The sequence below is a fragment of the Microcoleus sp. Pol12B5 genome (assembly GCF_036701335.1).
In the GTDB taxonomy this organism is placed as follows: Bacteria; Cyanobacteriota; Cyanobacteriia; order Cyanobacteriales; family Microcoleaceae; genus Microcoleus.
Window position 1 is genome coordinate 1 of record NZ_JAUBQQ010000085.1, and the last position, 20,435, is coordinate 20,435.

Genomic DNA, 20,435 nt, shown 5'->3' on the forward strand with positions numbered 1-20,435 from the left:
TCTAAACGCCGCTTTTATCAACAAGGTATGCGGGCTGCAACCCTTATACAGTCTATCTCGTAGACCTCTTTGTCACCTCCCAGTCTAGATAGTTACAAAAGTTTTGGGCGGTTTTTTTGGGTTCGACTTAAATAAGTCAAGGGTTCGGTCGATCTGGCCTTGCCACAAAAATTCCTTGGCTTTAGCTAGGCGTTTTAACGACCCTCCCACTTTATACAAATTTTCAATTAAATGATACCCATCTAAGGTTTCGCGTCGGCTTTCCCCCGGGTTCAACTTGCTAATAATCTTCCATATTCCCTCATTTCCATCACCTAAATATGTTAATAAATTGGCTAAATATTGATGATTGATATAGTTAATTAACGCTTCATTATCTTGATAAAAAGCCCCATAATAACTTTCATGTAACCGCACAGCCTTATAATCTTGCCAATGAGAGCCTTCTCCCAAATTCCCTCTCAGACGGACTTTCCCTCCTTTTATGCTAGTAATCATCCTGCCCTGCATAGTAATCAATCCAAATCTACTCTCGTCCTGACACCATATGCTTACAGGCTGTCCTGTTCCGAAATATTTAATCATTACTTTGATAATCTCCCACAGTTTTTTTTTGAAGTTTGTCTGTACAACTTAGTTCACCTTATTGCTTTGGGGCATTGGGACTTTGAGGTAAGCTTTTAATTTATAATGAACTAGGTCATATACGACTTTATAGCTCACTTTGATTCCGCATTCTTTTTCTAGCCATATCTGTAATTTGCCATAACTTGTTTCCCCCTCTGGTTGTTGCAGTTTTTTGATTAGTTTTTCTCTCACGGGGGTGGTATATGTGGAGTCTTCCCGGGAGCTTTTTTAACTGTGAGTAATGAGGTAATTCCACCTTATTTGTAAGCTCTTAACCAACGATATATTAACGATATATTGTAGATTCGTCTCGCTTCAGCATCGTGGCTAATTCTTCTCTTGTTTTGATTTTTTTTGTGGCAATCCAGTATAATAGCAGTAATTTTTCTTTACTTACTGCGGTTATAGCCCGTTCGAGTCGATGCTCTAGTTCCTCAACCGTTTCCTGGATTTCTACCTTAAATTTGTTGGCCATATTGCATCTCCTATACTTTTAGCCTACATGAGCGTGTACCTTCATAGTGAATTGGTATTAGACTTACATCTCTCATTATACACGTTCGAGGATTTATAAATCATTTGCGATCGCTATATTCTACTCTGGTCTACAGGGATAGTTGGTTCTTTTTTAAGGTGATGATATAATCTCTTTCCTCTTCGACAATTGACTTCAAAATTTACCTTTGACAGTCCATAGCATCAAGGGTGACAATGCTTCCATTTAATTCTAATACTTTGATTCAATCCGGAATATTTGTAATTTCATTCGATTTTTTATCAACCTTAATTTGTCATAAAACTAATCTTTGACTGGTCGCCCAAGCTCTGAGCATATGAATTGCTTTTTTATCTCCTCCCCGCTTGTAAGAATGGCGAAGACTTTTGCCATCAATTGCGATTACTTCTCCTGGATTGAAGCAACTAATACATTGAATCCAACTCAAAAAATATTTCTAAAATTGCTCCGGTTTGAGGCGAAAAAATCCTCGAGCAATTGTGCCATGTGAAGGTATGCCATTCGGTAATTCTAAAATTTTATTTAACCATTCGTATTTAGCTCGCCTGTAATTTTCAATCTTCACCCATGTATCAGCACCACAAATCACGGCACAAATTGAGAGGGTGATAATATTAATTGACGATGATGTTTCCTTCGCTCAATTCTTGGATATTCTAAGTCGGTAAAATGGTCGGCGATGGTAATTTTAGGTCTGAGTTCCATACAGGTAAACCCTAATTAAATGTTTTGTAGTTACTCAATAATTTTTCTCCAATATATAGCCTTTCTCAGTAACATTAGGTGTTCATAGGGCATAGAGAATAGGGCATAGGACTCGCCCCCATACCTCACCACGCTTGAAAACCGCTATACCAGATTCTGTTAACATGAAATTTAGATGCGTTCGCCCTTTTTATGGCATCGCCTCTTAAATGAAGGAGAATTAATTAATAATTAAATGGGGCGCAAAATCAAAAACAATGGCAATGCTTTTATCACAGTTTAAATGTGCAATAGCTTAATAACTTAAAAAAATCTCTTAATCATTGGGAATTGGTAATTGGGAAGTGGTAAATTGGAATTGAAAATTGTGCTTGTAGTGACGACTTTAATCCTCATAAAATTCGCTCGTACTTGCCTTCCTCACTACCAATCTATAATGCTGATACCGTACACGATCCTGATTAACCCGACGGGATATCGACGGAAATCGATAAATTGAGAAATATAAAAATTTGTATTTTTCAAACTCTTCCACTTCTGCTTGTGGGGCTTTGCTTCTAGCTCTCCTAAAATATGCAATTTCTATGCCGATTAAATGATTGGTTTGTGTTAATATGCTAAAATATCCAACAACCACGCGGTAATAATTAGGTGGACAAACTTCAGACTGATATAGAGGCAATCTACTCTCAAATTGAGGAATTGCGCCTGGAACGCCAGCAGCTTAGTATTGCCGATGTTGTCCCAGCCGGTGATTCGCCCCAAGCGATCGCCGATGCTTATCGGCGTCACGCGAGGGAAACAGCACAAGTGTCGGCAGAAGTCAAGGGGATAGATGACGCGATCGCGGCTCTGTCTACTCAACTGAGTCAGAAACAGCAGCAGTCGGTAAAGTTGCAAAGAATCACTCCGATGGAGGAGCAAGTTGAAGAAGGAAGAGTGCTTGCTCAGGGACACGCGGAACGGATTAATGAACTGGCAGCGGAACTGGCGGCGGAAGTGAAGGGACTCAAAGCTATCGCCGACCAAATTAGTCCCAGCTACTGGCAGGTTTATTACAAGCCTTTTATTACTGGTTTTAAAAGTATTTCTGTTCCCTACGTGCGATCGGACGGGGATGTTTGGACTATTGTCAATCGAGTAGTTTAGAGAGGCTGCGGGAGCAGAAATAATCAGCGCTGAAGACAATTTTTTTCCTGTCCCTATTCCTCCACCTCAACCTCGCAGCAGTTGCTTAATAGTGCCGACCAATTCTTGAGGGTGAAATGGCTTGGCGATGTAAGCGTCTGCTCCTTGTTTCATTCCCCAATAGCGATCGAACTCTTCGCTTTTGCTCGAACACATTACCACCGGCAAATTTTGGGTTTTAGGGTCGCTTTTGAGCCGACGACAGACTTCGTAGCCGTTCATCCGGGGCATCACGATATCCAGAACGACTAAATCTGGGCGGTTAGCCTTGATTTGCTCTAGAGCTTCTACGCCATCACTCGCTACCGTGACGTTGAGTCCTCTACCTTTGAGCAAGTCGGCGATCATCTCCCGCAGAGTGACGCTATCATCAACAACCATAACTGTACTCATAGAATAATCCCTACCAAGTTTCTGGGTTGAAACGTTCTCATTAACGTTTACACTAACGTTCACCTTCAAAGGTGTCTTTTCCTGATTGAGATTGCGCTCTGCTAAATGTAGTTTACCCACGTTTGCTGATTTCTCAATCATTTTCTGAGTAATTACCGCCAAATTTAAAGATCCGCGCAATCTCGGTTGACACACGAGGCTATGTCCGTTAGTCTATCATTTTCTTTCTCAAATGGTACTATTATCAAAAAATCAGGGTATAGCTTGGTTGTGCGTTTCCCGTTGAGGACGGCGGCGCTCGGCCGCCTGCATCAACATTTGTCTAATTAGGATTTTTCGTACCTAAAGCCGATAGTTTTTGGTCGTATACCCTCTCTAAAACGACCGGGCGCTGGCGGTAGCTGTGACCGGTGTTTTTGCAGCCATTAGCAACGATTCCCAAAACGGAAGCTCCAGAAATTTTTAATTCTTCTAAAACTTTGCGAACTTGCGATCGGTCGGTTTGCCCAATTTGGACGACCATAATCGTAGCGTCTGTGTGAGCTGCGATCAAGTGGGTGTCTGCTAAGCCTGCTAGTGGCGGGGTGTCATAAATTACTAAGTCAAAAAATGCTTGAAATTGCTCCATCAGATACTGCATTTTTTTGGAAGAAAGAAGCTTGATCGGATCGGGGGGAATTTGGCCTGCGGTGAGTACAAACAAATTTTCTTGGTTCGGGGCTCGTTGAATCGCGTCGTTGAGGCTGAGATCTGTGGAGATGGCATCGCCTAGGCCACGCACGTTTGGCAGTCCTAATTGAGCGTGCAGTTGCGGGCAGCGCAAATCTGCATCTACTAACAATACTCGCTGTCCGACTGCTGCTGCTGTGGCTGCAAGGTTCAAAGCTACTGTAGATTTGCCGTCTCCGGCTACGGCTGAACCAACTAAGAGCGATCGAATTGCCTTGCCTGCACTCAGCAAGTGAATGTTCGTGTATAGCGATCGAAATGCTTCTAAAAATTGATAGTCCAAGTCGCTCAAAATACTTGATCCCCCGCTCATCGGACCAGTATGTCTAGCTTCGCCCGGTTCGACTACTTCCACTTTCGAGTTCGATCGAGCCGATGTTAGTTTCCTCTGTCTGGCTGGCGGTCTGCGCTTGACTTTTTTGGTAAACGGAATCACCCCGAGTATTGGCAATCTTGTGGCGATTCTCAGTGATTCTGGAGTGTGGAACACAGTATTTAGTACCTCTACCAGCAAGCCGACTGCTATGCCCAGCAGACTGCTTAAAATTACTGCCAACGCTAACTGTTTTTTGGTTTGTTTGACGGTAGCTGTTATAGGCTGGCCGTATTTGTCTAGCGGAATTTGCGGAGGATTTATCAGCACCCAGGGGATTTGCTGCTGAGCTGCATCGATCCGCAACGCTTCTCGTTTTGCCAAGAAGTCCGAAAAACTTTTAGTAACTACTTGCAGTTCCCGCTGTAAATTGTCGTATTGTCGGGTTGTGACTGAAAAATTTCTAATTTTTTGGTTGAGAGCATTTTGCAAAGCGGTCATTTCGCGATCGCGCGCTTCAACTTCTTTGATTTGGGTCTCTAAATTTCCCATCACCACTTTTCTTGCTTGTTGAGTGGCAGTTAAAATCAGTTCTTCCCGACTTTTTCGCAACGCTAAAACTGGCAAACTGTCTTCTCTATACTGAGCTAATTTTAATGACAATTCCGAGTCAATTCTCTGAATTTGACCTAAGAGTCCGGCGTAAGCTTGTCCTTGGGTCATCAGCAGCCCCTGGGGATTATTTTCGTTGAGTAGTTTTTCATAGCTTTGATAGAGGTTTCGCATCCCTTTTAGCTGAACTCTAATTTCTACTTGCTTACCTCGAATGCTTTGAACTTGTTCAGAGAGAGATTTCCCCTCCATCTGAGGTTCAAACAAGTTGCTCTGCTGCCGCAGTCTTTGGACTTGCAGTTGCAGAACTTCCACTCTTTCTCGGAGCTTGGGCATCTCCGTATCTATAAACTTAATACCTTGATTAATGCCCATCAGCCGTTGCTGCAAGCTGTAATCTAGATAAGCTTTAGAAATTTTCTCCAATACGCGGTAAATCTTTTTTTGGTCTGAATCTTTGTAGCGAACTTGTAAAATTTTTGTGCCTTGCTGTTTGCCATCTTTCGTGTAGCTGATGCGCTGGATCGACATTTTTGATATCAGTTCGCTATAGTTCATTTTGGGATACGAAGCCCGCAATTCCTCAATCACTGGCTGCATCATTCTGGGACTTCGCAAAATCCTAATTTGGGTTTCGTAGTCTAGTAGGCTAATTCCTTCTATATTAATTCTTGCTAAGTCTGCAGATTGGGTGTTGTTTAATTGTTTGGATTGCAAACCTTCAGCCGTGGCTGGTTCTACTAACAGGGAAAAGGAGCCTTCATACTCGATCGTAATCTGTTTAGACGTGAGGACGATCGCTGTTCCTGCCAGGGCGCTCAAAGCAATGGTGGCTGCTGCCATGACCAGGAAGCGACGGCGCACGACCCCTAACAACCAGGACAAGTCTAGCTTTTCTTCTTCTCTCTCCTCTACGAAGTGAGATCTGTAGTTCTGAGCTGCTAACTCCGGCAGCTTGCCATTCGATTTGGGTTTGAAGGGTTGATAATCTTGTCTGCTATCCATATTCAGCCTGGGTATTTTTGAGGTTGATATTTTTGAGGTTGATATTTTTGAAGCGGCCAGGTCGCGGCTGGGTAATTTTATTGTTTCGTTTATTCTAGCCTTTGCCAGGAATTATCCACCTCACCCGCCGCCTTCTTACCTGAATAAAAATCGGAGAACGTTTATAAAATTTAACACTCCCGTAGCTGGCCCGACAGGTCCGATTACAGCGTTCATGCGATCGACAAAATCGACGAGACCCCTGCGAGATACGATAATCATGTCGTTGTTGCGAAGTTGAGGATTGGTTTCTTCGTTAATTCCTTGAGTCAAATTGACTTCGATCGTCCGTTTAGTAGCTGTACCATCGTTATTGAGGCGGACTAGCTCAACTTTATCCCTCCTAGCTCTGGTATTCTCGTAGCCAAAAAATCCTCTGGAAACTAAAGCTTGATTCAGTGTGGCATTAGCTGGGAGCCTCAAGGGATCGAGGGATGTTCTGAGTTCTCCTACTACATAAACGTTAATGGCGACAGGGGCAAAGTTAGTGCTCGCGAGTACGCCAGCTTCTGCAGGGTTGACGATCGTAGCTTTGGGAACGATGATCGTGTCTCCCTGCTGGAGGATTGTATCTTGGGCACCGTCGCCGGACTCTAGGAACTGCCACAGGTTGACTGGGATAATTTGTTCGCCGCTTCTGGTGACGCGCCGCACTTGGATTTGCCGGATGTCGGCATCGGATGTGATGCCGCCGGCTAGCTGAATCGCCCGGATGACGGTGGGGAAACCTTCGCGGCTGAGGTCGTTTGTGGTGTTGCCACCGATCACGACGTAAGCCCCAGGGCGGGTGACTTGACCCACGATGGAGATCGATCGAGGTTTTTCTGGGGGTGGCGAAAAGTTGGCCGTCGCAAATTGACGAGCTTCTGCTTGGTTGAAGTTGGCGACTGTGGGGATCACGATTGTGTCTCTGTCTTGCAAAATGATGTCTTGAGAGATGTCTCCTTCTTGCAAGAATTTCCACAGGTTGACGTTGAGGACTTGATCGGGGCCGTCTCGTTGGGGACGGCGGACACGGATGTTGCGAATGTCGGCGACACCCGTGACGCCTTCTGCTAGTCTGATCGCTTGGGTGACGGTGGGGTACTGGACACTCGGCGAGGCTCCCGGGCCAGGAGTTAGGGTAATGATGAAGTTTCCGGGCCTGGTGACTTCTCCGATGACGCCGACGTTGAGGGGGCGGGCGGCGACGAGGCTGACTGTGACTATGGGGTCTTTGAGGACGCGGCGGTAGGCGTTGCGGATGATGTTGGTGGCTTCTACTAAGGTGCGGCCGCGGACGGAGATCAAGCCGATTAAGGGCAGGTTGACTGAACCGTCGGAAAGGACTTCGTAGCCGCGGCTGAGTTCGGGTACTTCGAGTATTTCTACTTGGATGCGATCGCCGCCGCCGAGTTTATAGCTTTCCGGCGATCTCGTAACGGGCGCAACGTTCTGGGCTTGCTGTGCGCCTAGCGGGATGGGAAGTTGTGCCGGGGTGCTTCTGGCATCAGCGAGGACACTGGAAGCAAACAAGACAACACCCACAACCGACCGGGCTATCTGTCTTGGAAAATGGGTGTTAACCATACACCACCTAATTTTATTGACTATGATTTATATAAGTGTAGCCTTTTTAGTGCTGGGCAAAAAGCTCATTATTTTAAGCTATCGCCGAAAAAACGATGCTGTATTTTTGCTTGTTCCCTAATTTCTGTGTTAGCGTGGTTCCGGGTTGATGGCTATATTTTATATCTAGATAATTTTGTCTTGTTTGGGATAAAGGAAAGCAATTATGACTGAACCAGTGTCTCTACCAAATATGCTGAAAGAGCTGATTTTAGGTAGTTCTTCATTGACATGGATGCTACTTGCTATAGTCGCGATAGCCACTATGCTATTATTTCAATTTGCTAGCTCTAAAAAAATAGGTTTAGCTTTAGAAAAAAGCTTTGCTGGTCTTTATATTTTCATCTCTCCCTTTCTGATACAACCTCCTTTTAATTACTTGCATTTTGTCAACTTGAAAGATCCAGAAGGTGGCATATTAAAACTCATACCTTATTTTTTTTACCCCTGGGTAGTATTTATTTTAATTTCAAGAATTAAAAAATTTAGTAGCAATTTTATAGAAATTTTTGCCAAAGTATTGACAATGAATCCTTTTTTCTTACTTTATATATTACTTCCATTACTGTCTACATTATGGTCTCTAGTTCCTGAAGCAACGCTAAGAGCAGGCCTAGCTTTTTCAGGATTTACTGCTTTCGGGTTTTACATTGCAGCCCAATATAAATGGGAGGATTTATCTCGTTTCTGGCGGTGGGGATACACGGCAATAGGTTTGGCAAGTTTCGTAATAGAACCCCCTGGATCAGGCGATTTTGTCGGCTTAACCCAATCTAAAAATTCTTTGGGGGGAGTCTTAGCTCTCTGTACGGCATTTTGGTATTTGCATTATTTTCAAGGAGCTAAAACTCAGAAAGAGCGCTGGATTTCTTTGGGAATGATGTTCTTTTCGTTTTACCTAGTAAGGGCTAATAAATCGGGATCTGCTCTAGTGATTACTATCATATTAATAATGGCAGTGTCGTCACTAAACTTTCTAAAAAAATTAAGTTTTCAGTGGGCATTTACTGCGATTATATGTTTCCTGGTGGTCAGCATAATTATGACTGTTTTTGTAGTAGACAACCTAGAGGATATTATTGTAGGTGGGTTAGGCAAGGACTTGACTCTAACTGGGCGGACAGAATTCTGGCCACAGTTAGTGGCTGCGGTCAATCAGCGTCCCTGGTTTGGCTACGGATACGATGGATTTTTTCAACAAGATAAGCTAGGAGCGGGTACTCCTGCTTATTTTATTTATACTCCAAATGGATTTCAACCGAAAAATCCTCACAATGGCGCCATCGGGATCTTGTTAGCCTTCGGTTGGCCGGGATTAATTTTAATGATGACTTCCTTGGTACTCAATTTAGCTTACGCAGTTCGGTATTTGAGTCGTAGCACTCTGGAAGAAGCGGGAATGCCTATTTGTTTTCTAGTGTCTATTATTATAAGCAACATCACAGAAGGTTATATTATAGAGATAGCAAATCCTTGGCTGAGTTACGCAATGTTGACGGTTCGACTTGCGATAGATAATGCTAACAATAGTTCTAACAGTAGCACCAGTAACCCTCAAAGGCGTTCTTTAGCTCACACTGTCCATTGAAGTAACCATTGGGCGGATCGTGGGTCAAGTAGAGGAACATCTCATATTTGTAAAAACACTTCTTCTGAGTCCTTCCTTCTTCCTCTTTCCTTCTGCTTCCAAACTCCAATTTCTAGGTTGGCTGCTTTCATTGAGATGCTCCCTCAAGTTGTGGTATGTTGTTATAGGATCAACCAGTCTAATTTTGCAAGATTGCCGACCCTGCCAGAACCGCGTTTGTGTTTTGTAAAGATTTAAAATATTCTGATGCTAGATAAGTTAACTGCGGTCAGTCAAAGGCTCGGCCCTAGTCTGCGCCAGGTACTCAGCAACATAGCTTGGCTGTTCACTGACCAAATTTTGCAGATGGGTCTAGGCCTGTTTGTAGGCCTTTGGGTGGCTCGCTATCTTGGTCCGACACAATTTGGATTGCTCAACTACGCGATCGCCTTTGTGTCGCTGTTTAGTTCAGTGGCAACGATGGGGTTGGGTACTCTGGTAGTGAGGAATATCGCTCGCGACCCAGAATGCAAAAATGAGACTCTGGGAACAGCCTTCGGACTGCAATTTACTGGTGGCTGCATCACTTTGTTGTTAACTGTCACCGTGATTGCGCTACTCAAGCCCAACGACACTCTGACTCGGTGGCTGGTAGGTATCATCGCAGCAGGAACTATCTTTAATGCTTTTGAGGCTATCAATTTTTGGTTTCAGTCCCAAATCCAGTCAAAATATACAGTGTTGGCTAAAAATTCGGTATGTTTTTTAGTTGCTGCTGTCAGAATTGGGTTAGTGACAATTAAAGCTCCCCTGCTTGCCTTCGCCTGGGTTCGATTGGGAGAGGTGGCATTGGTAGGAATCGCTTATGTATATTTTTATAAGCTTACGGGGAATAAAATTAAGGATTGGCATTTTAGTTGGGAACGGTGTAAGGAACTGCTCTCGGAGAGTTGGCCGATTATTTTGTCGGGATTGGCAGTTTATGTGTACTCAAAAACCGATCAGATAATGCTCGGCGCCATGAATCAAAATGCTCAACTGGGCTATTATGCTGCGGCTGTTAAAATTTCGGAAATCTGCGATTTTTTGCCGATGATCATATCCAGCTCTATTTTTCCCAAATTAGCTAATTTGAGAAAGACAAATTATGAAGAATATCTAAATAAATTTCAAATTTACTCGGATATTATGATATTTTTATGGTTGGGGGTGGCCATACCGATATCATTACTTTCTCCCTGGATAGTGCATCTGCTTTACGGTGAAAAATATGCACAGTCAGCAGCGGTACTGGCTCTCTACGTTTGGGCGCAATTTGGCAGTAACTTTGGAGTAGCACGGAGCACATATTTGAACATAGAAGGTCAGTTGCGCTACGGCCTTTACTTGACTGTAGTCGGATCTATTTTCAATGTAGCGTTGAACTTTTTCCTAATTCCTAAGTATGGAGCTTTTGGAGCAACTGCAGCTACTCTTATAACTTATTTTTACGTGATTATATTAGTGAATTTCTTGATCAAGGAATTGCGCCCCTTCGGAAATTTCATCTGGCGATCCCTTAACTTATACAAGGCAGCTTGTAGAATCAGAGGATTAATAAAGTGATTCAAATTAAACCTAAAATCGAACAGCGATCGAATTGCCCCTATTGTGGAACAGAACTTCATCCCAAAAATGTTATGTGGCACGGTATCCACATTATTCTAGACTCTAAGTGCGAGGGATGCGGCAGCGAGATAATCGACGATTTGAGAGTAGGTCATGGAGTGAAAAACTACATCCAAGTTAATTTAATAAAAGGAGAAGTTTTTGCAGCCGATACTTACAAAAAGGAATGGTTAGGCAAACCATTACTCTATTCACTCCAAAATCCTCAACCGGAACAACTTGAGATTGTAAAAGAAATTTTTAAACCCTGCAATCGGGTAATTATCTTAAACTGTATCGATCATCTTTATGGTCACTCCCTGCTCAAGTTGCTAAATGCACAAAGGCACTTAGAATGCAATTCTGACTACGGGTTAGTTGTGATAGTTCCTAAGTTCTTAAGGTGGATGGTTCCCGATGAAGTTGCAGAAATCTGGACAGTGCCTATGTCTTTAAAAAATGGTCAGAATTACTATCCCAGTTTCGCCGAGTTTGTTGAAGAAGAAGCTAAACGCTTTGATGAAATTTATGTCAGCGAAGCCTATTCTCATCCCAGTCAGTTCGACATCACGCGCTTTACTAGAGTTCCCAAACATAACTTTGAGAACAAAGAAATCAAAATTACTTTTATTTGGCGCGAAGATCGTTTATTAGTTAACCGTTTGCTGTTTCGAGTGCTTAGAAAAATAGATCAACAAGCAATGTCACTGCGATTGCAAAATTTAAAAATTCAGCAGTTATTTGAGAAGATCAGGTTGCAAGTACCAGAAGCACAATTTGCAGTGGCTGGTCTGGGGACAAAAACTAAGTTTCCAGAATGGATTAAAGATTACAGGGTGGATAGTTTTAATGAAAAAACTGAAAAGGAGATTTGTCACCTTTATTCAGAGAGCCGCTTAATAATTGGTCTTCACGGCTCCAATATGTTGCTACCGTCTGGTCATGCTGGTATGACAATTGATTTGATAGATGAGCGGTGGGGAAACTTTGCCCAAGATATTTTATACCAAGAAAGCGACCCGAGAATGGCTACTTTTCGCTATAGATTTTTGCCGTATCAGACTAGCAATGATACACTGGCATTCATAGCGGCTGTAATGCTTCTCAAGTGGTCTAAATTTAAATCCCAGATGACTGCTGATGTTATATAACGTCCGGCTACTTAGACATAATACCGAATCGGCTAGCATTCAACTATTTTCCGTATTATAAATATGGATAAACTTGTCAATGTTGTGAAAGTCTTTGACATTTTTTCTCAACCATTGTTCATCCTTGTCCCACCACTTAAACTTCAGCAAAAAATCAATCTTTTGTTCATCAAACCTATAGCGAATAATTTTTGCGGGAATGCCTCCACAGATAGCATAAGGTGGCACATCTTTGGTGACAACGGCTCCGGCTGCGATGATGGCTCCATCACCAATAGTTACACCATCTACAACAATAACATTTGAGCCAATCCAAACATCATTACCTATATGGACAGTTTTTTCCTCTTCTTCAAAATATTTTTTGTCTACAAAGGTTGTCCCTACTAGCATCTTGGGCGAATAAAATATCGGATGGCTTGAAACAAAATTTCCTACCGGATGTACGCCTAAGCGAATGATGCAGTTGGGCCCAATTGAACAAAAATTGCCGACAACACCATTGAAAATTCGCGTATTATCGCGCACATAAGTGTAAGAACCAATGACAGAATCTTTTATGGCTACGCGACTAGACACACTAACATTGTGACTGATAGTTGAATTGGTAACCAAAGCCATATAGTCTTGATAAAAGTTATCATATTTAAACTTGTTCTTCCACCAATTGACTAAAAATCGCAGATATTCAGTGAGCGGATTTTTGAGTAGAGAACTGAGAAGTGCTGACATTTTAGACATCGTTACTAATTACTTATTCAAGGTTAAATATTGTGTTCCCGCATAACTTATTTATTTTTTTCTTAATACGCCTGATTAATGGAGGATGATAATCATAAAATGTATCTTGAGTGAATTGATCGGCTACAAAATTTCGGATCGCGTGGTTGGGATGGTTTAAAGGAAAGGTTATTGCTTCCGTTGGCATATTACTGTATATACTATCTTCTCCTGAAGTATGGGTAGCTTGACTGCCAAATCCAATATTAGAAATTAAATTTTTTTCTGGAATAATAGCAAGTCCATTGTGAACCCAACAAGTAAAAAGCCATCTAAAAAACCAATTGTTGAGAGTTCCATCATAGGAAACTTGAAAAGCACTATCCCAAACCTTTACAGATTGAGAATTAGCTAATAAATTTCCGAGAAAACCTGCTTCCCGAAGTTGAGGCCATAACTTCATGTCAATATCATAGTATTGCCATGCTCGGCGCCAAGTTGCCCATCCCCAACAGTTACTAAAACGCGAAAAATAGTAACTGTCTTCTGTTCTTTTTCTCCCAAACTGTAAATTTACACCAGCGATTGACATAATCCGTTTGTCATCTCGATAATACTCTAATAACTGTTCACAAAAAGGGAAGAAGTTTGGGTGGGGCAAACAGTCATCTTCTAAAATAATTGCTTCCTCTACGGTATTAAATACCCAGTCGAAACCGCTAGAAATGCGATCCTTGCAACCTAAATTAATCTCTGAATAATTTTTCAGAACTTGACAGTCCCAATCGACCCGATCGATAATTGCACGTACAGCGGCGCACTTTTCAGCTTCCCCAGGTTTGTTGACACGAGGGCCGTCAGCAATTACTAACAGCTTAGGCGGCTTAACTTGTCTAATCGCCTCGAAGACTTTTTCGGTATTATCAACTCGATTGAAAACAACGAAAACAATGGGAGTTTTTATCTGGGAATGTGGCATTTAAACTTTCGACTCCAAGGATTATAAATATTTTTGCTTAGTAGAACTCATCATTATAAATGTGCTAGGAAGCTTGCAGGGTTGGTCTGTTAACTTAAGTTCTAAATTCCAATTTATCACCAAAAAGTTCGCGGGTCAACTATAATACAGCAATAGTTTATCCAGACAGACTTCTAAGACTGACGCTCTTAAACTCTCAAACCTTGATACCCCGACCCCCTTGGCTAAGTGGGGCACTCTTAAAGCCCTCTTGTGAAAGGGGCGAGCGACTGCGTAAGCCCTAATTTCGTTCTTGTAGCGGCGGTTGCAACCGCCGAGCGAGTGGCAAAATAAAACACTGTTACTTTTAGCCTTACCTATCGTTAAAAACCGCAACACAGGGAAGAATGAACCGTACTAATATCGCCGTCCTTTTAACTTGCTTCAATCGCAAACAGAAAACATTGGCTTGCTTAGAGGCTCTTTTTAACCAGGCACTTCCAACCAATGTAGATATTTCCACCTATATAGTCGATGATGCCAGTACCGACGGTACTAGCGAAGCAGTTCACCAAGCCTACCCTCAAGTCAAGATTTTTCATGGGGATGGCAATTTATTCTGGAACGGCGGAATGCGCTTTGCTTTCACCGAAGCCATGAAAGACGATCCCGACTACTACCTTTGGCTGAACGACGATACAATTATGTATCCAGAAGCCCTTAAAACCTTATTAACAACCAGCAACCAACTCGCTCAAAAAGGAGAAACAAAAGCCATCGTCTCCGGTTCTACCTGCGATCCCCAAACGGGTAAAACTACTTACGGTGGCGTGGTGCGAGACCACCCCATTCTTCCCTTCCGATACCGCCTCGTAGAACCAACTCAAGAAGCTCTACTTTGTAGCACAATACATGGCAACTGTGTTCTACTTCCTCGCAATGTCGTCCAACTTGTGGGCAACCTAAATCCTGCTTTTGTTCATTATATTGGCGATTGGGATTATGGTTTACGAGCGAGACAGAAAGGATGTACAGTTTGGATTGCTCCCGGTCATTTAGGAACTTGTTCCCTCAACCCACAGGTGACAAAAACCGCTGCAAAAAATTTGAGCGAAGGGTTAGATAAAATGAGCACGCCGAAAGGTTTATCTTTTAAAGATGCGACCCTGCAGCCGCCTGGAGAATGGAAGGTATTTACTCAGCAGCATGGTGGTTTGTTGTGGCCAATTTATTGGCTGCTACCTTATCGAAGGTTAATTTGGTTGTCAGTGTTGAGTAAACTGGGATTGACTAAAAACAAAACTCAAGGTGAATAGGATGGTTGACAAAAAGGAATTTCGCATCGCTTGGCTCGTTCCTTCGGCAGAATTTGGGGCCTATTGGCCGCCGGTTTTACATGAGCTGAAAAAACTAATTCCGAACACGATTTTTTATACAGGTCGCCTCTGGCCTCGCTACGATCCGGAAGCTCCTGGTACAGAAGTAGTCGAAGTTGTGGGAGATACTCAATTCATCACCACCCAAAAGATAGAAACGGGGTACAGTCGTGGTTATATTAAGGCTACTCCTGGGATTATTTTTCCTCTTTTGAAATTCAAGCCTCAGGTCATTTTTGCTAGTGGATTTTCGATCTGGACATTGGTAGCTATAATCTTTAAGCCTATAGGGAAATGGCGACTGGTTTTAGTTTATGAAAGTAGTTCCCCGAATGTAGACTTTCGAGATTCTAAGGTGCGCTCGACTATTCGACGCTGGATGGGGAAATTTGCGGATACCTTTGTTTCTAATAGTCGCCGAGGTAAAGAATATTTGGTAGAAGTGATTGGGGCAGACGAAAGTAATATCTTTGCTAAACCTTACATGGTTCCTGATGCTAAAGCTTTGGTACAAAAGTTAGAAAATAATAAGTCTGTATCCTTGTCATTTCCCCACCCAATTTTTTTGTGCGTGGGTCAAGTAATTTCTCGCAAAGGGATTAAGAATCTGTTAGAAGCTTGCACAATTTTGCAAAGCCAGGGATACTCGAATTACACAGTCATGATCGTTGGAGATGGAGAACAGCGATCGGAACTAGAAGCTCTTACAAAAGAATGGGCTTTAGAACAACAAATTGTTTGGACAGGGTGGATAGAATACGGATACTTGGGGTCTTATTTTCTAGAAGCTGATGTGTTTGTTTTTCCTACGTTAGAAGATACTTGGGGAATGGTGGTGCTAGAAGCGATGGCATTTGGTAAGCCGGTTTTGTGTTCAAAATGGGCGGGGGCTTGCGAAATGATCGTTGAAGGTGAAAATGGTTATATTTTTGATCCCTATCAGTCTGAAGGTATTGCAAACGCGATGCGGGACTTGATTGATTGCCCCGAAAAGTTAGTTATGATGGGGCAAAAGTCCCAGGAACTGATCGCTGAACATACACCTGAAAAGGCTGCCAAATTAATAGCAGATGTGACGTCGCTAGTATTGGAGAAAAGTTGATGAAAATTCTTTTATCTGCCTTTGCGTGCGAACCGAATCTCGGCTCCGAAGAGGGAGTAGGATGGAATACGGTTATCCAATCTGCTAAACATCACGAAAGTTGGGTATTTACTCGCACGTTTTGTCGATCGTACATTGAAGCAGAACTAGAGCGGAATCCAGTGCCAAACCTGCACTTTGTTTATTTTGATCCGTTTGGGTGGAGCGAAGATTGGAAGGGGAAACAAGGATTGCTGCAACTTCACTACTATCTGTGGCAAATCTGGGCTTATTTTATCGCTCGGAAGCTCGATCGCGAAATTGGTTTTGACATAGTTCATCACGTAACTTATGTCAAACATTGGTCTCCAAGTTTCTTGGCGCTGTTGCCACATCCTTTTATTTGGGGGCCTGTGGGGGGTGCAGAAGCAGCACCAAAGCCTTTTTGGCAAGATTTTAGCCGCCGGGGCAAAATTTACGAAACGCTGCGGGCATTGGCTCAAAGCGTAGGAGAACGAGATCCGTTTGTGGGCCTGACGGCGCGTCGCAGTGCCGTGGCGCTGGCAACTACGGAAGAAACCGCAGCCAGACTGCGATTTCTCAAAGCAAAAAACGTGAAGATTTTCTCGCAAGTCGGTTTATCGCAGCAGGAAATTCAAGAACTAGAGAAATTTTCTCCCCCGCCTGAGCAACCAATTAGATTCATCAGTGTCGGTCGTCTCTTACACTGGAAAGGGGTGCACTTAGGACTCCGTGCATTTGCGGAGGCGAAGCTGGAACAATCGGAATACTGGATTGTCGGAGACGGCCCGGAAAGGCAGCGTTTGGAAGCTTTGGCAACAGAATTGGGACTGGCAAATAAAGTATTTTTTTGGGGAACTTTATCTCGCACTGAAACTCTTTCTAAAATGGGGGAGTCTCACGTTCTCCTCCATCCGAGTTTGCATGACTCTGGTGGTTTTGTGTGCACGGAAATGATGGGGGTTGGTCGTCCCACGATTTGTTTGGATTTGGGGGGACCGGCTACTCAAGTGACGGAGCAAACGGGAATTAAAGTTGCTGCTACTGATCCCGATCGCACGGTGCAAGGTCTAGCAGAAGCTATAGTGTCTTTAGCGCAAGATCGTGAATTGCGAGAGCGCTTGGGTCGATCGGGTCAAACGCGCGTCAGGGAAATCTATGATTGGGATGTTAAAGGTCTATTCTTTGCCCAATTGTGCGAAGATGTATTCGATGGAAAATCAGGATAACTTCTGATTTGTTCGATCGGGCAAAACAAAGAAAACTATATTTTTTCAGGCGGTGAAACGTGGGCGTTGCAATCATTACTGGCTCGGCGGGTTTAATTGGCTCTGAGGCGTGTCAGTTCTTTGCCAAACAAGGCTTAGATATAGTTGGGATCGACAATAATATGCGCCAGTTCTTTTTTGGTGCTGATGGTTCCACAAACTGGAACCGCCAACTGCTCGAAAAGTCTTTGGGTACCAAGTATTATCACTTAGATGTGGACATTCGCGACTATGAAGCGATTACCAATATCTTTCAGCGGTACGGCGAGTCGATCGAATTAGTAATTCACACAGCAGCCCAGCCCAGCCATGATTGGGCTTCCCGTGCTCCGAAAATAGACTTTACCGTCAATGCCAACGGCACTCTCAATCTTCTAGAAGTAACTCGTCTTTACTGTCCTAAAGCAGTTTTCATTTTCACTTCTACCAATAAAGTATACGGCGATACGCCTAACAGTTTGCCTTTAATTGAATTAGAGCACAGGTGGGAAATTGAACCCGGGCATACTTACGAAGGTGGCATTCGGGAAGATATGTCAATCGATCAGTGCCTGCACAGTTTGTTTGGTGCTTCTAAGGTAGCTGCTGACGTTTTAGTTCAAGAATACGGTCGATATTTTAATATGAACACCGCTTGTTTTCGCGGCGGCTGTTTGACAGGTCCAAATCACTCAGGAGCTCAATTGCACGGCTTCCTAGCCTACTTGATGAAGTGTGCTGTCACGGGAACTCCTTACACCGTGTTTGGCTACAAAGGCAAGCAAGTTCGCGATAACATTCATAGCGCAGATTTAATTTCGGCATTTTATGAATTTTATAAAGCTCCCCGAAGCGCCCAAGTTTATAATACAGGAGGAGGCAGGTACAGCAATTGTTCGATGTTAGAAGCGATCCAGATGTGCGAAGCAATTGCGGAACGCAAATTTAATTGGACTTATGCTGAAGGGAATCGCATTGGCGATCACATTTGGTGGATTAGCGACAATTCAAAATTTTCCAGTCACTATCCCAACTGGAAAATGAAATATAACGTTAAACAAATTCTACAGGAGATTTATGAATGTAACCGCGAGCGTTGGCTGAAAGAAGATTCCTAATGATTGAACGGGGCAAAAAGAATGGGCTGGGGATTTCGGTAAACGATTGAAGAATACAAGGTTAAAGAAATCTTAGGGGAGATTTATGAGTGTAACTGCGAGCGTTGGCTTAAAGAGGTGTTCCATGATTGATAAAGGGAAAAAGAATGTACTAGGCATATTAGTAAATGCCGTTAATTATGAAGCGGCTGTTAGCAAAATTATTGCAGCAGCCAGCGCCGGAAAACCAATGTCTGTTTCTGCTCTAGCGGTTCACGGGGTAATGACTGGGGTTCTCGACAGCACTCATCGTTATCGGATTAATCACATTGACTTAGTATTGCCAGACGGACAGCCCGTCAGGTGGGCATTAAATTGGCTATACCATACGGAATTGCCCGATCGAGTTTGCGGGCCGAATGCGATGTTACAAATCTGCGAACGTGCGGCAGAAGAAGGATTACCTATCTATTTGTACGGCTCTCAAGCTTCTGTACTGGAAGCTTTATCTCGCAATCTCTGCCAGCGTTTTCCCAAGTTAATTATTGCTGGAACTCAGCCTTCTAAATTTAGGCAGGTTTCGGCCCAAGAGAAACAAGAAATTGCACAGGAAATTCGCAACAGCGGTGCAGCGATTACGTTTGTCGGTTTGGGGTGTCCCCGGCAAGAAGTCTGGGCTTACGAATACCGAGACGACTTATCAATGCCGTTGATTGCTGTAGGTGCTGCTTACGATTTTCATGCGGGTAATTTGGCTAAAGCTCCTGACTTTTTATCTAAAATAGGTTTGGAATGGCTGTTTCGGATGATGAAAGAACCTCGGCGCCTTTGGCAACGGTATGTTTTTTTGAATCCGCTTTATATCTGGCTGTTTTTGCTACAAGCTTTGAAAATCAAAAAGTTCGACCCCACAGACGCGACGCCGCCTGTTGAAGAAGTATTATATGGTTGAAATTTAAAAGTTTCTTGTGCATTATGGGTACTCACAAGAAAAAATTAAAAAATCAAACACATCGTAACTAATCGTTTTGAGGTGTAACTGCGATTGCATATTCAATAAAACTTATATCAAATCCGGTGGCATCGGAATTATAGTGGGATATATTAAGCTCGCGATTTGGATAGCGAGCTTAATATATCCCAGTGGCATGATCCAAATATATTATGCCGATGCAACCGCAAACGATGTTACGCCAGAAAGCAATTTTTACATTATCTATGTGGTAAGCTGCGGACTGCACACATTACATACAAAGTTTGTGCCTCAGTTTTGATCGAGTCAGGTGGATTGCTGGGTCAATAGTCGCATTTGGTTTGACTGTAATCCTGCCATGGGCGATGATCGCAGGGGATCGCAAAAGTAGTGTGAGTGTATAACCAAACTTGATAATCAAACCAAAAGTTTATTGCCTTTACCTCGATTTGGCTATGGCTTTTGTGCCACAATCCGGATCGAATCGTACTTGTTTTCATCAGCAGCAACAATTGTTTTCAGCAGTAGCTTCCAAGCTTGGAATTTACTGTTTTCTTGGAGCTTTACTATCTGATGAGATGCCATTGAATCGAACCCACTGAAAATTTTTCTTTCATCATCGATCCAACTGTTGGCAAATTGGCGATAGTAGCCATTAAACTCAGTAGAAATTATCTCAAATCCCACTTTTTCACAGATAGCGCGGAAGCTCTGCGGTGTGAAGAAATACAAATGCCTTGGTACATCTAGATGCATCCATGCAATCCCTGATGACTTCAGCCCAATAAGTAGCTAGACAAAATTAATTACATAGTTTTCTCCAAATTCTTTCAGGATTTTTTCCACAGATGCAACAAAAGT

General features: G+C 43.0%; 17 protein-coding genes and 1 pseudogene. 9 read left to right on the forward strand and 9 right to left on the reverse strand.

What is annotated here, in order from left to right; genetic code table 11:
• Positions 1-84: 84 nt before the first annotated feature.
• From QUA24_RS24200 to QUA24_RS24210, 3 genes and pseudogenes are all read right to left on the reverse strand, one after another.
• Positions 85-585 carry a hypothetical protein gene (locus QUA24_RS24200; RefSeq protein ID WP_333232690.1) on the reverse strand — a complete coding sequence of 167 codons (501 nt, stop codon included), beginning with the start codon at positions 583-585 and terminating at the stop codon, positions 85-87.
• 328 nt (positions 586-913) lie between these two features.
• Positions 914-1,102, reverse strand: coding sequence for a hypothetical protein (locus QUA24_RS24205; protein WP_333232691.1), 189 nt, complete (start codon positions 1,100-1,102; stop codon positions 914-916).
• Between the two features lie 142 nt (positions 1,103-1,244).
• A pseudogene (locus QUA24_RS24210) lies at positions 1,245-1,849 on the reverse strand (ISAs1 family transposase); the annotation flags it as partial.
• Between the two features lie 651 nt (positions 1,850-2,500).
• Here QUA24_RS24210 and QUA24_RS24215 point away from each other — a divergent pair.
• Positions 2,501-2,998, forward strand: a complete 498-nt coding sequence (locus QUA24_RS24215; RefSeq protein WP_333232693.1) for a hypothetical protein — start codon at positions 2,501-2,503, stop codon at positions 2,996-2,998.
• Between the two features lie 66 nt (positions 2,999-3,064).
• Here the strand turns inward: QUA24_RS24215 and QUA24_RS24220 are convergent, their stop codons facing one another.
• The 3 genes from QUA24_RS24220 to QUA24_RS24230 all read right to left on the reverse strand — a co-directional run bounded on the left by QUA24_RS24220 (position 3,065) and on the right by QUA24_RS24230 (position 7,697).
• Entirely contained in the window at positions 3,065-3,430 is a 366-nt protein-coding gene (locus tag QUA24_RS24220) for a response regulator transcription factor (RefSeq protein ID WP_039886668.1), read from the reverse strand.
• A gap of 322 nt (positions 3,431-3,752) precedes the next feature.
• Positions 3,753-6,089, reverse strand: a complete 2,337-nt coding sequence (locus QUA24_RS24225; protein WP_333232695.1) for a polysaccharide biosynthesis tyrosine autokinase — start codon at positions 6,087-6,089, stop codon at positions 3,753-3,755.
• Positions 6,090-6,224: 135 nt separating this feature from the next.
• Positions 6,225-7,697, reverse strand: a complete 1,473-nt coding sequence (locus QUA24_RS24230; protein WP_333216783.1) for a polysaccharide biosynthesis/export family protein — start codon at positions 7,695-7,697, stop codon at positions 6,225-6,227.
• A 205-nt stretch (positions 7,698-7,902) separates the two neighbouring features.
• On the opposite strand from QUA24_RS24230, the gene QUA24_RS24235 reads away from it, so the two are divergent.
• The 3 genes from QUA24_RS24235 to QUA24_RS24245 all read left to right on the forward strand — a co-directional run bounded on the left by QUA24_RS24235 (position 7,903) and on the right by QUA24_RS24245 (position 12,101).
• The gene (locus QUA24_RS24235; RefSeq protein ID WP_333232697.1) at positions 7,903-9,324 is read left to right on the forward strand and encodes an O-antigen ligase family protein; all 1,422 of its coding nucleotides are present in this window, start codon (positions 7,903-7,905) and stop codon (positions 9,322-9,324) included.
• Between the two features lie 246 nt (positions 9,325-9,570).
• Positions 9,571-10,908 carry a flippase gene (locus QUA24_RS24240; protein WP_333211229.1) on the forward strand — a complete coding sequence of 446 codons (1,338 nt, stop codon included), beginning with the start codon at positions 9,571-9,573 and terminating at the stop codon, positions 10,906-10,908.
• A gap of 161 nt (positions 10,909-11,069) precedes the next feature.
• Complete coding sequence (locus QUA24_RS24245; RefSeq protein ID WP_333232699.1) at positions 11,070-12,101, forward strand: hypothetical protein; 1,032 nt, start codon at positions 11,070-11,072, stop codon at positions 12,099-12,101.
• Between the two features lie 39 nt (positions 12,102-12,140).
• On the opposite strand, the gene QUA24_RS24250 is transcribed toward QUA24_RS24245, so the two are convergent.
• On the reverse strand, positions 12,141-12,833 hold the full coding sequence (locus QUA24_RS24250; RefSeq protein WP_333232701.1) for a CatB-related O-acetyltransferase: 693 nt from the start codon (positions 12,831-12,833) through the stop codon (positions 12,141-12,143).
• A 22-nt stretch (positions 12,834-12,855) separates the two neighbouring features.
• Complete coding sequence (locus tag QUA24_RS24255) at positions 12,856-13,800, reverse strand: glycosyltransferase family 2 protein (RefSeq protein ID WP_333232703.1); 945 nt, start codon at positions 13,798-13,800, stop codon at positions 12,856-12,858.
• Between the two features lie 386 nt (positions 13,801-14,186).
• Between QUA24_RS24255 and QUA24_RS24260 the strand changes: the two genes are divergently transcribed.
• The 5 genes from QUA24_RS24260 (at position 14,187) to QUA24_RS24280 (ending at position 19,553) form a co-directional block, all read left to right on the forward strand.
• Positions 14,187-15,095, forward strand: a complete 909-nt coding sequence (locus tag QUA24_RS24260) for a glycosyltransferase family 2 protein (RefSeq protein ID WP_333232705.1) — start codon at positions 14,187-14,189, stop codon at positions 15,093-15,095.
• A gap of 1 nt (position 15,096) precedes the next feature.
• A complete protein-coding gene (locus QUA24_RS24265; protein WP_333232706.1) occupies positions 15,097-16,257 on the forward strand; it encodes a glycosyltransferase family 4 protein in 1,161 nt (386 codons plus the stop codon).
• The gene (locus QUA24_RS24270; protein ID WP_333232708.1) at positions 16,257-17,486 is read left to right on the forward strand and encodes a glycosyltransferase; all 1,230 of its coding nucleotides are present in this window, start codon (positions 16,257-16,259) and stop codon (positions 17,484-17,486) included. Before QUA24_RS24265 ends, QUA24_RS24270 begins: the two co-directional genes overlap by 1 nt.
• Before the next feature lie 59 nt (positions 17,487-17,545).
• Positions 17,546-18,622, forward strand: a complete 1,077-nt coding sequence (locus QUA24_RS24275) for an NAD-dependent epimerase/dehydratase family protein (RefSeq protein WP_333232710.1) — start codon at positions 17,546-17,548, stop codon at positions 18,620-18,622.
• 85 nt (positions 18,623-18,707) lie between these two features.
• Positions 18,708-19,553, forward strand: a complete 846-nt coding sequence (locus QUA24_RS24280; RefSeq protein WP_333232712.1) for a WecB/TagA/CpsF family glycosyltransferase — start codon at positions 18,708-18,710, stop codon at positions 19,551-19,553.
• Positions 19,554-20,027: 474 nt separating this feature from the next.
• Here QUA24_RS24280 and QUA24_RS24285 read toward each other — a convergent pair whose 3' ends face one another.
• Entirely contained in the window at positions 20,028-20,330 is a 303-nt protein-coding gene (locus QUA24_RS24285) for a hypothetical protein (RefSeq protein WP_333232714.1), read from the reverse strand.
• Between the last annotated feature and the right edge of the window lie 105 nt (positions 20,331-20,435).